Origin of the sequence: Pseudomonas helleri (genome assembly GCF_001043025.1) — a bacterium.
GTDB lineage: Bacteria > Pseudomonadota > Gammaproteobacteria > Pseudomonadales > Pseudomonadaceae > Aquipseudomonas > Aquipseudomonas helleri.
The window spans coordinates 1-14,401 of record NZ_JYLD01000019.1 but is presented as its reverse complement, the minus strand read 5'-3'; the positions used below and the strand labels follow the sequence as shown (position 1 = coordinate 14,401).

Annotated in this window: 12 protein-coding genes; 5 read left to right on the top strand and 7 right to left on the bottom strand. The window is 57.2% G+C overall.

All coding sequences use genetic code 11. The annotated features are described in order from the left end of the window. Positions 1–96: 96 nt before the first annotated feature. A complete protein-coding gene (locus tag TU84_RS22785) occupies positions 97–750 on the top strand; it encodes an FABP family protein (RefSeq protein ID WP_048373211.1) in 654 nt (217 codons plus the stop codon). 86 nt (positions 751–836) lie between these two features. Continuing rightward, positions 837–1,232 carry a hypothetical protein gene (locus tag TU84_RS22780; RefSeq protein WP_048373207.1) on the top strand — a complete coding sequence of 132 codons (396 nt, stop codon included), beginning with the start codon at positions 837–839 and terminating at the stop codon, positions 1,230–1,232. 188 nt (positions 1,233–1,420) lie between these two features. Here TU84_RS22780 and TU84_RS22770 read toward each other — a convergent pair whose 3' ends face one another. The 4 genes from TU84_RS22770 to TU84_RS22755 form a co-directional block, all read right to left on the bottom strand. Next, positions 1,421–2,044, bottom strand: a complete 624-nt coding sequence (locus TU84_RS22770; RefSeq protein WP_003155741.1) for a recombinase family protein — start codon at positions 2,042–2,044, stop codon at positions 1,421–1,423. Positions 2,045–2,105: 61 nt separating this feature from the next. Beyond that, positions 2,106–3,323 carry a TniQ family protein gene (locus TU84_RS22765; RefSeq protein WP_048373202.1) on the bottom strand — a complete coding sequence of 406 codons (1,218 nt, stop codon included), beginning with the start codon at positions 3,321–3,323 and terminating at the stop codon, positions 2,106–2,108. Beyond that, on the bottom strand, positions 3,320–4,228 hold the full coding sequence (locus TU84_RS22760; RefSeq protein WP_003155746.1) for a TniB family NTP-binding protein: 909 nt from the start codon (positions 4,226–4,228) through the stop codon (positions 3,320–3,322). Before TU84_RS22760 ends, TU84_RS22765 begins: the two co-directional genes overlap by 4 nt. A gap of 2 nt (positions 4,229–4,230) precedes the next feature. Then, the gene (locus tag TU84_RS22755; RefSeq protein WP_000179844.1) at positions 4,231–5,910 is read right to left on the bottom strand and encodes a Mu transposase C-terminal domain-containing protein; all 1,680 of its coding nucleotides are present in this window, start codon (positions 5,908–5,910) and stop codon (positions 4,231–4,233) included. 307 nt (positions 5,911–6,217) lie between these two features. On the opposite strand from TU84_RS22755, the gene TU84_RS22750 reads away from it, so the two are divergent. Beyond that, positions 6,218–7,201: a hypothetical protein gene (locus TU84_RS22750; RefSeq protein ID WP_023109109.1), complete on the top strand. Its 984-nt coding sequence runs from the start codon at positions 6,218–6,220 to the stop codon at positions 7,199–7,201. A gap of 527 nt (positions 7,202–7,728) precedes the next feature. Beyond that, positions 7,729–8,094: a hypothetical protein gene (locus TU84_RS22745; protein ID WP_031638081.1), complete on the top strand. Its 366-nt coding sequence runs from the start codon at positions 7,729–7,731 to the stop codon at positions 8,092–8,094. Between the two features lie 379 nt (positions 8,095–8,473). Here TU84_RS22745 and mobI read toward each other — a convergent pair whose 3' ends face one another. Together mobI and TU84_RS22730 are read right to left on the bottom strand one after the other, a co-directional pair. Beyond that, positions 8,474–8,935, bottom strand: coding sequence for a conjugative transfer protein MobI(A/C) (gene mobI / locus TU84_RS22740; protein WP_023109112.1), 462 nt, complete (start codon positions 8,933–8,935; stop codon positions 8,474–8,476). A 761-nt stretch (positions 8,936–9,696) separates the two neighbouring features. Further along, on the bottom strand, positions 9,697–12,096 hold the full coding sequence (locus tag TU84_RS22730) for a membrane-bound PQQ-dependent dehydrogenase, glucose/quinate/shikimate family (protein WP_088500413.1): 2,400 nt from the start codon (positions 12,094–12,096) through the stop codon (positions 9,697–9,699). An 874-nt stretch (positions 12,097–12,970) separates the two neighbouring features. Here TU84_RS22730 and TU84_RS22725 point away from each other — a divergent pair. Next, positions 12,971–14,263, top strand: a complete 1,293-nt coding sequence (locus TU84_RS22725; RefSeq protein WP_047292077.1) for a carbohydrate porin — start codon at positions 12,971–12,973, stop codon at positions 14,261–14,263. Positions 14,264–14,293: 30 nt separating this feature from the next. On the opposite strand, the gene TU84_RS26150 is transcribed toward TU84_RS22725, so the two are convergent. Continuing rightward, a partial coding sequence (locus tag TU84_RS26150; protein WP_138762977.1) for an IS3 family transposase occupies positions 14,294–14,401 on the bottom strand: 108 nt, incomplete at its 5' end.

Here is a 14,401-nt window from a genome sequence, read left to right as displayed (position 1 = left end):
TACGCCGTGGGTCGATGTTTGATGTTATGGAGCAGCAACGATGTTACGCAGCAGGGCAGTCGCCCTAAAACAAAGTTAGGCCCGCTGGAATCAACTATGGAAAACATCCCCAAAGACATCTACACGGAACCTGAGCCGGCAGTCGATACGCTCGCCAATCTGGGACCGCTCACCGGCATGGCAGGCATATGGGTGGGCACGCACGGCCTCGACGTCAATCCGAAGCCCAACGGCCCCGAAAAGCAGGCTTTCATCGAACACATGGAGTTGCAGCCGATCGATGCACAGACCAATGGGCCGCAATTGTTCTACGGACTGAGGTACCACACGCGGATCGTCAAGCCTGATGACGTCGAGACATTCCACGACCAAGTCGGCTATTGGCTATGGGAACCGGCGACGGGCACCGTGATTCAGACGCTTTCGATACCGCGCGGACAGGCAGCGATGGCCGTCGGCCGTGCCGAGGCCGATGCGAGAACGTTTCGCCTCGAGGCTGTCCGCGGGTCCGAAACAAACGGGATCGTGTCAAACCCGTTCTTGGAATATGCGTTCAGAACGAAGAGCTACATCATCACGGTTGCGATCAATGTCGATGGAACGTGGTCCTACGAACAGGACACTGTGTTGATCATCCCAGGCCAGGCGGAGCCGTTCCACCATACGGATCGCAACACGCTCCGGAAGGTCGGAGAGCCTACGCCCAATCCGACGGCGCAAGCGGCAGCGACCAAACTCCGGAAATCCTAGGGCCAGGGATGAGCCCTAACATTCAGCTCAACACGGACCTGTCGCGGCAAGCCGCGCCAGCCCGGTTAGCTGCACGTTAGACATTCATGAACTCAGCGCCGAAGTTTTACCTGCTATATATCGATGGGGTGGCAAATGAACCAATCAAACTGTGGTCGATTGGCGAGGTTGGCCCATATATTTCTCAGCACTTTGAGCAAGCGCTTTCAAGCCAACGCCTTGAGCTCGTTACCGAGGCAGGTGAACCCGTCCTAGACAAAGCACACTTGCGCCGAAGTGCCTACTTCGCAAAGTTCGGTAAATGGCAAATTCTGCTCTTCGCACTTTTTGCCCTGGTCATGATTCTCCGCATGTCAAACTTGTGGTTCCGCTGGCTAGGCGGCATCAGCTTTGTAGGAGTTATAGTTTTTCAGTTGGTCCCTGGCTGGCCGTTGTTTCTCACGCGGCTGCGCCAACGCTCACACTCCACCAAAGACCAGTAACTTCACATGCAAGGTAGACCGTAAATGTCCAACCCTACAGTCGAGCGGACCTGCGCGAAAAGCTGCGCAGTCCGCTCACTTCCACGTTGAACGACAGCTTTCCCAAAAGCTCTACGGCTGCTCTGGGTCGACACCGGTAATCGGATCGTTGCCGCACTGAACAGCGCCCCGTTCCAGGTCGCCTCCATTTATGCGGCTGAACCGAGGGAGAGCAGCTTTACGCCGTCTGGCCGCAGTTCGCCCTTGGGCGACACGTGCCGGTAGAGCGTCTGCCGGGTAATCCCGAGTTCTTCGCAGAGATCGCCCACCTTGGTTTCCGGTTGCCCCATGCTGGCCATCGCCAGGCGTAGCTTGGCGGCGGTCATCTTGAAGGGGCGCCCCCCTTTCCTGCCGCGAGCGCGCGCCGAGATAAGTCCAGCGACTGTTCGCTCGGAAATCAACTCACGCTCGAACTCGGCCAGCGCGGCAAAAATACCGAACACAAGCTTGCCGGCGGCAGTCGTCGTGTCGACCGCCGCACCGTGACCGGTCAGGACCTTCAGGCCCACGCTACGCGCAGTTAGGTCGTGCACGGTGTTGATCAGGTGGCGCAGATCACGGCCAAGCCGATCGAGCTTCCACACGATCAGCGTGTCCCCTTCACGAAGCGCCTTCAGGCAAGCAGCCAACCCTGGGCGATCATCGCGCCTGCCCGAGGCCAGATCCTCGTAAAGGTGCGCAAGGCTCACACCAGCGGCGATGAGCGCATCGCGTTGCAAATTGGTGGACTGGGATCCGTCCGCCTTCGATACCCGCATGTAGCCGATCAGCACCTTTTCACCCGTCACGTATACGTTCGATTATGTGACAGTGTGAGCCGGAAAGCTCTATCCGTCAAAATTTGTCACTTAACCCGTCATTTTGTTTAAGACATGCAAAGAGTGCATCAGGCAGGTAATGTGACAGAAATTCCGGCGGGATGCCTTCCTTCACGAAGGTGGCGCGCAACCGTTCCAAGGAAGCGGGATCGCGCCGACCATAGGAAGCCAACGCGAACAGCGAGCGTGCCGTCTCGGGGTTGTGTCGCGCTTCAATGATGGCCTCGTCGATGGCCTGGACTGCACGCTGCCAGTGATTGATGGGCTCGGGCTTCGGCGCTTTCGTCGGCAGGCCACTGGTGAACCCGGTTTGGGGCTCGGACCAGAATAGCTTTGCCTGCTCGCCTGGCGGGCTGATGTCCCTCACCTCAATCAAGCTGATTGCCGTTGCCGCCGCCTCCAGCATCTGTAACCGTACTATCGGATTCAGGGTTTCATACGGTCGCCACAGACTTTGCCCAGCACGCAGCGGATGCCCGCAGCCTTCCCAGACTTGGCGGGGATACCCCGCGCAGGTTCCGCACGCGGAAAGCGGGGTGTTCAGCTCATCGAGCAGCGTGCGAAGAAGTCGAAACCACAATCCGGCGTGGATGCGTCGGCGCGGCAGCTCCACGTGACCGGTTGTCAGTGCCTGCCAGGTACGCTGGTCCATCGCCGCAATCGCGTCGCTGGCGGTGCGCGGTTCGGCGTCGGCGTTCTCCCAGCCGAGAAACCGCCCTGGCACGCCCCAATAGGATTCCAGCCAGCAGCCATGCAGCGGGCAGCTCAGCATCAGGGGCAGCTTCCACGCGAGCAGTACGGCTTGGTTCTCCGGATCGCTCAGGCAGAGCGGACAGGCGCGGTTTATCGGCTGGCTGGGCAGCCAGGCACGCCAGCTCGTGATGGATCGCGTCTTACGGCGGAGTCTTGGCAGCAACACCGAGAGCTGAAACGCATAGGTTTCCAAGGCGTCTGGAATCTGGTCATCAAGGCTGTCCAGTAGCCAAGGCACCCATCCGGCGAAACTCATACAGCGCAGCCGGTCCAGCTCGATGCCGCTCCGCTGGGAAAGCAACGCCAGCAGCGAGAGTGGTGGCGCGGTGTCCAGGTCATCGACCTGGCCGTGACCAAGATCGTGCTCCAGCAGGTCGGGCTCCTCCATGTGATAGCAAAGGGCCACGCGGTTGAGCCATGAGGACAGCGCCTCGCCTTCTTTCGGGGCGGGATGCAGCGGCCAGCGCGGCGCAGGCTTCACATCAGTTCCCGCTCGAATTGCCGCCGCCGCTCGCTGGGTCCGGTGTAAACGGCCATGCTGAGTGTGCGATGGTTGATCGCTTCCTCGCCGCTCTCCACGGCGACGATGGCCGCCGCCATCAGCAAGTGCGCCAGTTCCCCTATGGTGCCCTCGCTGCGTGTGAGCAGGTAGCGAGCCATGTCCAGCGTGGCAATTGGGGAAGGCCGGCGCAGCGGGAGCGAAGCGGCGAAGCTGGCCAGCAGTGAGCAGCAATCGTCGTTGGCCTCCCATACCGGCAGCATCATCGGCTCGAAGCGATTTTCCAACTGGTCATCGGAGCGGATGGCTAGGTAGGCGTCGCGCGTGCCTACCCCAACCAACGGGATGCGCAGTTCGTTGCCGAGGAAGCGCAGCAGGTTGAGGAATTCCCGGCGGTTGACGCTGTTGCCGGCCAGCACGTTGTGCAGCTCGTCGATCACCAGCATGCGCACGCCGACCTTGCGCAGCAGTGCCAGAGCCAGTTGCTCCATTTCCGGCAACCGTGGGCGTGGGCGCAGCGGCGCGCCCATCGCGGCGAGCAGCGCGACGTAGAAGCGGATCACGGACGGCTCGGACGGCATCTGCACGACCAACACCGGGATGTGCTCCTGGTCGGCGTCGGAGCTGGCCGGGTGGGTGCGGCGGAACTTCTCGACGATCATCGACTTGCCATTGTTGGTCGGGCCAACCAGCAGCAGGTTGGGCATGCGTTGCTTGTTTGGCCACGCATAAAGGGCTTCCAGCCGGTTCAGCGCCTCGACTGCGCGCGGATAGCCGATCCAGCGGTCGGCGCGAAGGCGCTGGATGCGCTCGTCCGCCGGAAGACGGGCCAAGCCCTGGGCCGCCGGCAGCAGGTGGGACAGGTCGATGATGGGATATTCGTCCACGGCTACCACTCCTCAATCTGGTCGAACGGTTTGGCGGGTGGCAAGTTGTCTGCCTGCGGGTCGGCAATATCCGTATCCGGCGGAACGGGCTTGTCCGGCCGAGCTGATGTCTTGAGGTGCTGGCGGCGATCCGCGTCACGCCGCGCCTTGCGTGTGGCCTTCTGCGCGCTGGTCACAATCTCACGCATCTGGCCGATCATGCGGAACAGCGCCGACTCATCCACCTGTTCGCGCCCTTGCTGCCGCAGTTTCGCCAGCGCCTGCCGTTGTTCCCAGAGGGTGACAGCCGGATGCGACAAGGTACGGTAGGGAATTTCCAGGTAATGCTGTCCCTCCGGTTCCAGGACCCAGATACGGCTGATGTCGCGCGGATCGCGCCGGATCAGAAAGGACGGCCAGCGTTCACGCCGCGCAATCCACGGCTTGAGCGCATCGGCGTAGTAGTGGATGTGGTCGATGACAAAGCCGGTGCGGGTCAGCGTGCGCCGGAGGATCGGCAGAAAATCGACCAGGAACGAAGTAGCGCGTGTGACGACGGCCGGTACGCCGACACGCGCCACGGCCTCGGCCCAGCGCGCGGCCGGCGGTTGGAGCAGGCCGTTGTGCACCGAACCGTGGTAGGTGCCGACCGCCAATGTGAGCCAGCGCTCTAGCTCGCGCAGCGTCAGGGCGGCCTTGTTTTCGGAATCGTAGTCGCCGCGCTGGTCAGGGTTGGAGAAGGTCGTTCCCGGCAGTTCGTCGTGAATCATCTGCATCGCCGTGCCGATGATCCGTTCCACGATGCCGCCATAGTGCGGCTGTCCCAGCGGGCGATAGTCCAGCCGGATGCCATGCTGCTCGCAACCCCGGCGCAGGGCCTCGCTCTTGAACTCGGCCGCGTTGTCTAGGTAGAGCAGCAAGGGCTTGCCGCTCATCTGCCAATCCATTTCCACGTTCAGTCCTTCCAGCCAAGGGCGCTTGTCGCAGGCGACATGCACGAGGCACAGGCCAACCGAAACGGCAGACGGCGCTTCCAGCGTGACGACCATGCCGAGCACGCAGCGGGTGAACACGTCGATGGCGAGGGTCAGGTACGGGCGGCCAATAGGTTGCCGGTCGCGGTCATCGACCACGATCAGGTCGATGACCGTATGGTCTATCTGCACCTGCTCCAGCGGCGCGGTCACGGCAGGAGGCTCGCCGCCCACACCTTGTAGGTCACGAGCGGCATCCTGGCCTTCCCGCCGGCGGATGACCTTGCGCGGGTCAAGGCTAGCGATCCGTAAGGCCACGGTATTGCGCGCCGGCACTCGCAGTTTTTGAGCCTTGCACACCTGAGTGACTTCGCGGTGAAAGGCCGCTAGGCTGCGCTTCTGCTTGGTCAGGAACCGCTTTTGCAGTAGCTCGTGGATGACGCGCTCGACCGGTTCCGGCAAGCGCCCCTTACCTTTACCTCCACCGGACTGGCCGGGCACCAGATCCGTCACGAGGCCGCTGCCTTGCCGGGCACGCCGGATCAGAACGTATACCTGGCGCCGAGACAAGCCCAGCGCCTGAGCCGCCATATCGGCCGCTTCGTGCCCGACCGTCTCCGACTGCGCCAACGGACTGATGATCTCCGCACGACGGCGCGCACGCTCCCAAGCCTCATCAGGCAGAGTGGCCACGCCTTGTTCTGGAATCCGTGGGGTGTCCGTCGCCATGCTCACCTCGCTTTGGTGCACACGAGTATTGAGCATAGTCGAGATTGGTGCAGATCACTTCTGATATTGAACTGTCAGGAGCTGGCTGCACAACAGCCATTACGCCCAATCAACTGGTGCAGTCGTCTTCTGAAAATGACACCAAAAGCTCATCTGGAATAGGCGTTCCGTAAACGACCGTTTACGGGATGGATGCGCTCGTCAATTTCAGGCGCTAAATGCGACCGAAAACGAAGCCCAGGATATTTTTTCTCGCTCAACATTTCCTTTAGCAGCTCAGCACCTGAGCTGAATGGAGAAATGACCCATGAAGCAGAGTTTCCACTCACATTTTGATCGGGACTTGACCAAGGCCGGCTCGGCGGTACTCGGGGAGGCAGTCCGACGCGGTCTACTTGGGCAACACGAGGCCATGATCCACGACCAGCAATGGGCGCAGTTCTGTGTTTATGCCAGGGACTCTCATGAGGTGGATATCCTGGAATTCGTCAATAAAAAACTTGTGAGGGAGTACGGGGAAGAGCTGTACATCCAGGCATACCAAGGGAACCTTCCGCAGCAAAACGTAATCGCTCTGCTTGAGACTGTACATTCAGTAATGAGCTTCGCAAGTGATGGACGCTGGAAGGGCTCAGCCGCTGATGCTGGTAGCCGGCTTGGCTTTCCAAGCCATGCACGGATTACGGTACCTCGCGGTCTTGACCGAACTAGGTTTGAAGCCGCGATGGTAGATATTCAGGCTCTCCACTCAGAGCAGCTAGCAACATTGATCAGATTGGTTCGATACCTCGGCATGTCAATGCTAGACGCTTTTTTCTTCGACGCAGAAGATGCTCATAAAGAAGCCGAGGCGGAAAACATCTTTTATGCGTTCAGCAAAGATAAGCGTGAGCATCGGATCATTAATATTTCTGATCCTGAGCAAATTGTCATTCTGGATAAGGCCGCAGCATTTCAAAAACGACATGGCAGCAGGCGCCCGAAGCCTGCAGCTTGGCGTACATGGAAATCAAAGAACCTACCTGCAGCGCAAGAGCTTTTACTTTCTCACGGACTAAACATTGATGACTGTCGCGCAGCATATGCCTGCGAGCTCTACCAGCGGACGTCTGGTCACCACGCCCCGATTCTTGGAGGAAAAGCACCCGACGATGAGGATCTGGAGGCTCGGAATGACGTCGCCTACGAGTTAGGGCATTTGCATATTTGGGAAACTGATGCGTACGTCGGTGCCAGGGCCTACATGCGGAAAGAGCCTGCAGGCACCGGGCGCAAAGCCGTCACACAGTAGATTTGGGATTCGATCAAAAGCCCTTAACCTTTAGACCTCAAATCAAAGGAGTAAGGGCATGGATCGTTTTGAGCTGCTTGTATATGCCGTGCTTGCCGTCGTCAGTGCGCTGACCATCGCAGGCGCTATTGGCTACATGGTCGCAGCGCGTCTGGACAAAAAGCGTGGCGACGACTGAGTCTTCAGCGGTACGGCCAGCTACCTGCAGCAAACTGCCCGCTGCCTCTTTTGGCAGCGGGCGCTGATCCAAATCCAACGGCAGGGCACCCTACCGCTGCGATACGCAGTATTTTCCCAAGCCTGTGAGGTCATGGGATGACTTCGGAAGGGCTGTCAGTTTCGGCACCCTAGCGAAAGTGAGCAAAACGCCGAAGCGTTTAGATCAGCTACATGCACGCACGCCATGTGGCGAGCTAGCTTGCCCAGCAAGATAAACTCGTGCGCCGACTCGCTGACAACAGCTGACCTTGGGTTTTCAGGAAGCTACCGGAGAGTGTCTAGCGACCTCATCTATCCGGAGCACCACCATGGAATTTCGTCACCTCGGTAACGGGCAATACTTCCCACCTATTGCACCAAACGGTCGGGTTTACGCTGTACCTCTTGGGCAGGAAACCCAGGTAGAAATTTTTTGCCTGACCCCAGTAGGCATCATGGGCGCGGGCATCCAATCGCACTGGTCAGAAATCGTTGGCTGTTACTACGACGACGAAACATGGGAGATCATCCCGCGCAATTACTCGGGACGAGGAATGCGCTTCCGCAGAGGCCTATCCTGCATCATGGTGATCGCAGGCAATGAGGCCCTCACGACACACATCCAGGGCTACCCCATCCCCATGTGCGTAATTAACCGCATTGCATTCGAGCAGCAGCGTGGCAGTGAGAGATAGCGCGTTACCGCCACCACCCGCTACGCGACACAGGTACCAGCTGGAACGGCACCTACCAATGTTTATTTTATGAAAGTGAAGCCTTTCACTACTAATACAAACGAAAGCTGGCCGGCTGACTTGGTCGTAAGCGTCACTGCTAATAGCAAATACGGCCTCCGCCCCCGCCTGCATGGTCCTGCTGGCTGACAACGAGTAGATTTAGCGCCCTACACTGCTTATAGCCCGAACCCGTCGCCTTCCCTGATCAAGCGCAGCAATATATCTCGCCATAGTTCACTGCTGGTACGAGAAAGCCCCGCCAGACCAAGCTGCACGGGGCTTTCGGGATTTACAATCGGGTCAAATCTGTTCGGCACTGCTTATAGGTACTCAGCCGCTACCCTGCCGAATAGAGGTCGCCATGATTAAGCGTTTGGTATCTAGACAGCTTCTTCTCATAAGCGACCAACGTCCGACGTAGCTGACGATTCTCGCTCGCAACGCGGCGAATCTCCGCAAGCCGCCCCTCAACTTGCAGAACGAGGTGACGGTATGGATATTCAACAAACTCAAACGAGGAAGCCGGGTATTTATGTTTGCCATTCCCCTTGGCAATAGTCAGGGGCGCGAATTTGTTTTTTTGTCCTTGCAGCGGCACCAGTTTGCACCAGTAGATCGAATACGCATTCGGGCTCACCTGCTTGATTGATACGCCGGCCACAACAGATTTGACCCCGGTCTTTTTGTACAGCTTCATGGACGTATCCACATAGCTTGCTACCAAGCATCTAGCGTCCGTAAGCAGCTGCTCGTACTGCTGATCCAGCAGGGTGACTATCGTTTGTGCTTCTTTGCTCATGACGAAAGCTCTCTTCTTTGTAAGAGCCAAATGGTGACCGATCGCTGAGCACCCGGGATTCGATTTCAGACCGTTCTACCGTCGGAAATCTACGGTAAGTGGGCGGACTGGCTCAGGCTGTGACCCAGCTTCGCATCAGATGACCGACGGATGACGACATGTCAGTCGCAGAAAAACATAACATGCAAAGGATGCACGATAGATGACGACGGCAACCTTGACCCTTTGCGAAACAAGGTCGACATGTTAGAAGCAGATGACAGCGAGCGGGCGTGTATCCCTAGCAAGCTGCAACTGGCCAATTTCTGCCAGTTACGAAAGGCAGAAATCGGCCAAAAGCGGACGATTGGGTATGCCTACAATCAAGGGGCGATTCATTCGGATTGAATCGCCCCTGGTTTCGTAGAAACATTTGAGCGACTGCTTATGGCCCAGAGTGTGTAAAAACGAGTCGCCAAATTCGAAGTGCGCGCTTCTGCGTTAAATCTGAAATTCATCAGCACATCAGCAGATGTGGATTTGGGGTAGAAGCGCGGTTTCCAGTCTGGTTTTGAGTAACTTTCGCACCGAAAAACGTTTTTACACAGCCTGGGCCGAAAGCAGACTACCGGACCTATGAGATCAGTCGAAGTCCTCTTCTCGTAACAAGCACAAAATTTAATGCGTTATTTAGGCCGAAGCCGAACAACAACTGGTATAGAACAAAAAAGCCCACCTGTTGGAGAGCAGGCGGGCCATTTGAGTTAACGTCAATTAAGAGGTTATTTCTGGATGATGCTGTCCGGCAATGCATAGGCAATGATGTAGTCACCGACATCAGGCGAGTGGCTCATGCCACCTGCGGAGATGACTACGTACTGCTTCCCGGTATTGGGTGATTTGTAGATCAGCGGGGCTGCAACCGCGCCAACCGGCAGGCGGGCTTTCCAGACTTCTTTACCGGTGGCCGAATCCAGCGCTCGCAGGTAGTAGTCCTGGGTGCCGGCGAAGAACACCAGGCCAGATGCCGTTGAGGTCGGGCCACCCAGTGTTGGCATGCCCAGCGGGATTGGCATGTGCGTTTTGATCCCCAGAGGGCCAGTGTCCTGGACGGTGCCCAACGGAACCTGCCAGACCAGTTTCTGGGTGTTGAGGTCAATGGCGCTCATGCTGCCGAAGGGAGGTGTGTTGCACGGTACGCCCAGTGGCGACTGCAGAATGTCGATTTTCACCCCGCCATAGATACCGGCGACTTGTGGGCGAATGGTTCCCATGAAACCCGGGACTTCATCGGTCGACACGTTGAACTTCTTGGTGTCTTCCTTTTTGACTAGTGACATCCGCAGCGGCATGCGCATGTCATTGACGAACATCATGCCGGTGTTTTCGTCGATGGAGATACCACCCCAGTTCATACCGCCCAGCAAGCCAGGCCATTCGATGTACGGTTTTTCACTTGGCGGTGTAAACGGACCCAGGTAGACGGAGTCTTTGAACATGATCCGGCAATACAGTTGGTCGAAAGTTGTCACGCCCCACATCGACTTCTCGGTCAGCGGGTCGACACCAATGGTCGGCATCCCGACCGAGAACGGTTGGGTAGGCGACAGGTGCTCGCCTTCTGCTGCTGGAGAGGTAGGAACCGCACGCTCTTCAACTTCTGTAACCGGCTTGCCGGTACGGCGATCCAGCACAAAAATGTTGCCTGTCTTGCTGGTCTGGATCAAGACCGGAGTCTTCTCGCCCTGGGCGTTTTTGATGTCATAGAGCACAGGCTGCGAAGGCAGGTCATAGTCCCAGACGTCGTGGTGAACGATCTGATAAACCCATTTGGCTTTACCGGTTGATGCATCGACTGCAACAACGGCCGTACCAAACTTCTCTTTAACCTGGTTGCGATCACCACCCCAGTAGTCGGGCGGGCCATTGCCCGTAGGCAGGTAGACCAGATTCAACTCTTTATCGTAGGTCGGAATTGTCCAGACGTTAGGCGTCTCCAGAGCGAACTGATGATCGTCTGCCACTGCGTTCTTGCCCTCGGGTGCACCTACATCCCAGGCCCACACCAACGCACCTGTCAGAACGTCGAATGCGCGTACGGCACCGGAAGGTTCGCCCGCCACAATGTCCCGTACCCAGCCGCCGACCACGGTGAGGTGGCCCATGACAACCGGCAGCGAGGTGGGGTGATAGCGCTTGCTGTTTTCAGTCGGGCCCATGCCTTTCTTGAGATCGACATAACCGTTGTCGCCAAAGCTCGGGCACAGGGTGCCGGTATGCGCATCAACCGCAAACAAACGGGCATCCACAGACGACACCAGTATACGCTGGCGGCACTGCTGCTCATTGCCATATGACGCCTTGACTTCAGCGCTTAGGCTGTCGTCTTTATCGATGTCGTAATAACCCACGCCGCGGCAAGTCACGTGCTCTTCGCTTTTGGCTTTGGGATCGAATTTCCAGAGCGGGGTCCCGGTATCACCGTCCAGGGCGGTAATCAGGTTTTCCGGTGTGCACGAGTACAGAACATTGCCGATCTGCAACGGTGTATTTTCATCTACACCCGCGCCGGCACCTGTGGTGCGACGACCTGTTCTGTAGGTCCAGGCAACCTGCAGGTCCTTGACGTTGTCCGAGGTGATTTGCGTGTAAGGAGCAAACCGTGTTCCCGAGGCATTACGCCCAAAGAACTCCCAGTTTTCAGGGACGTTGGAGGGCTCTTCTGCCTTGGGTGCGTCAGTGGCGGCGACCGGGTTCGAGATCCCGCCGTGCGGGTAGAACGCAGCAATAAATGTCGCGACCAGTGCCAGGAATACGGCAAACCCGAACCGGTTAGCGGCGCGCCGGGTGCTCAAGGACGTGTCCGGCAATGCGGCGCCGACCCACAGGCTGAGTGTCAGGATGATGGCAGGAATGACCAAGCGTGGAAGCAGTTCCCAATAGCTGAACTGACCCACTTCATAAAAGGCCCAGGCACAGGTCGCAAGGAATATGGCAACAGAGAGAGTAATACCCGAACGCTTGCGAAACAGAAATAGTGCCGCCAGTACGAGATAAGTCAAGCCTGCGATCAAGTAATAACTTGACCCGTCCAGCGCCACTAGTTTGACCCCGCCATAAATCAAAGCTAGTGCCACGGCAAATACAAATAGGGAAAAGAGTACCCTCGCGATAGTGCTCATTGAGCGTCTTGAAGTTTGAGATGGTTGGTCATTCGTCATTTAGTGAATGCTCTATGGGTGAATACAAAACTGCCCGCACGCTGTGCGAACAGCTGGGTCAAATGTTCAGTTCAACCCGAACAGGACTGGGCATGGCAGGTGTTGGAATCAGAACTACCGCCCTGCCGACAGCAAGCGAGCACCGGCAATCAGTGTAGCAGGTTGCTGCAGTCGCAATGAATATGCCGAAGGCTCTACGAAACGCGGGAAGGTGTTTGTCCGGGCACTGCTGGCTCGACGTTCCGAGAGTGAGCTGAAGACTCTGAGCTAGTTTATACAGGTGCTTCTTGGGATAAATCCAAAGGTTTGAGAAACATTGTTGGTGAAACAGTAATAATCCATGGTAAGGAGGGGGGTTGAAGTCCCAAATGTTTTCTCTTCTTTTTGACGTGCGAGTGACCTCAAAAGCAATAAGCGCTGAACACTAACGATCGCCGTTTCTGCAAGCGAAAGGCCGGATATCGCCACCGCGATTATTACTGTCTCCCCAATAATGTTTCTTAGTTCCCTGGATTTATCTGAAAAAAATATCGACATAAACTTAGCCTTACGGCTCACACGGGATGACATTCACCAGCCCTGCCACTTTCAGGGCCTGTTAGTCATGTGAAGCGAACATCCGAACGGTTTCGAGCACCCGCACCCCCGTCATATACCCGCTCATGGACACCCTCTTGCACAGCCAAGGAGGGATCAACTCGGCCCGGGTTCAGGTTATGACACCGCAGTTCTCAAGACGGTATCAGGCCAGAAAAGCTAAAGCGGGCCAGTTTCCTGCCGTGCCAGCGTGTCGTTGAGCGATACACCAAAATTTTTTGCAACGGAGCACACCCCAATGTTTTTTTCTTTCCGCGCGCTGCTGACCACCAGCCTGTGCAGCGGTTTGTCGCTGTGTATCTTGAGCCCGACTTCAGCACTGGCTGACACTTCCGACCTGATGAGTCGTTCGACACTAACCGGCGATTGGGGGGGGGAGCGCCAAAAACTGGTGGACAAGGGCATCACACTGACCGGTGACTACAGCTCTGAAACGATTTCCAACTTGCATGGCGGGATCAAGCGAGGTACGCGCTATGCGCAACAAATACGCGTGGGCGCCAAGTTTGATCTGAGTAAACTGCTGGACACCCCGGACGCTGGATTTGTGCAAATTCTGGTTAACGACCGTCGCGGCCACAGCGCCACGGAAGACTTGCTCGGCAACCGCCTTTCTGCGCAAGAAAACTACGGTGGCGAATACACGCGACTGACCGAGTTCAGTTACCAGCGCAATCTGTTTTCTCCGGACGTGTCTGCCAAAATCGGTTACATGGTGATGGGCACCGATTTTGGTGGCATGCCGATCCTGACCAACTTTGTGAGCGCCGGCTTTTGTGCACACCCATTGACCATGTCCAGCGGCAGCGGGTGGGGCAACTACCCGACGGCCCACTGGGGTGGAGAGTTGCGTTACGACGTCAACGACTCACTGACGCTGCAAACCGCGGTATTCCAGGTCAACCCAGAGCACAACAGCCTTCCCTCTGAAGCGTTTTCCATGCCCAGCCACGACTCCACCGGGGCCATTCTGCCTCTGGAAGCCATCTTCAATAATAACGCCTTTCTCAATGGCCAATACAAAGTCGGCTGGTACTACGACAGCTCTAACTCGCAAAAAATTGGCAGCACAGAAAAAAGCAGCAATCGCACCGGGGCTTACGTGTTGATGGACCAGGCAATCTGGAGGGATGAGCAAGACCCTGAAAGGGTGCTACGCCTCTTCGGCCAGGCAGCCACCAGCAACGCAGCCACCTCACCAATGCGTCGCTGGTACTCGGTCGGCCTGGTTAAGCAAAAGCCTTTTGCCAGCCGCCCGCATGACAGCATTGCTTTGGGTTATGGCCGGGCCGTGCTCAACTCCCGTACGCGTGATGTACAAGAAGCGGCGGCGACCAGCTTCGGCGAATACGAGATGATTGCCAACCTCGACAATGGCGAGCAGATGATTGAGCTTAACTATGGCGCGCAGGTCACCCCTTGGCTGCTGCTGCGTCCTGACCTGCAGTACTACATTGAGCCTGGAGCGTTCTCCGGCAAAAAAAGAGGCAACGCTTTGGCCGTGGGCTTACAGATCAAAGCGACGTTTTAAACAAATGGAGTTTGAATCGCCCCGGGTTTCCTAGACACTCTCCAGGCTCGCTGCGTAACGCTTTTCAAACTCTACCGGTGACAGCTGATTGTTGAAACTGTGGCGTCGTTTTGGGTTGTAAAACATCTCGATGTAATC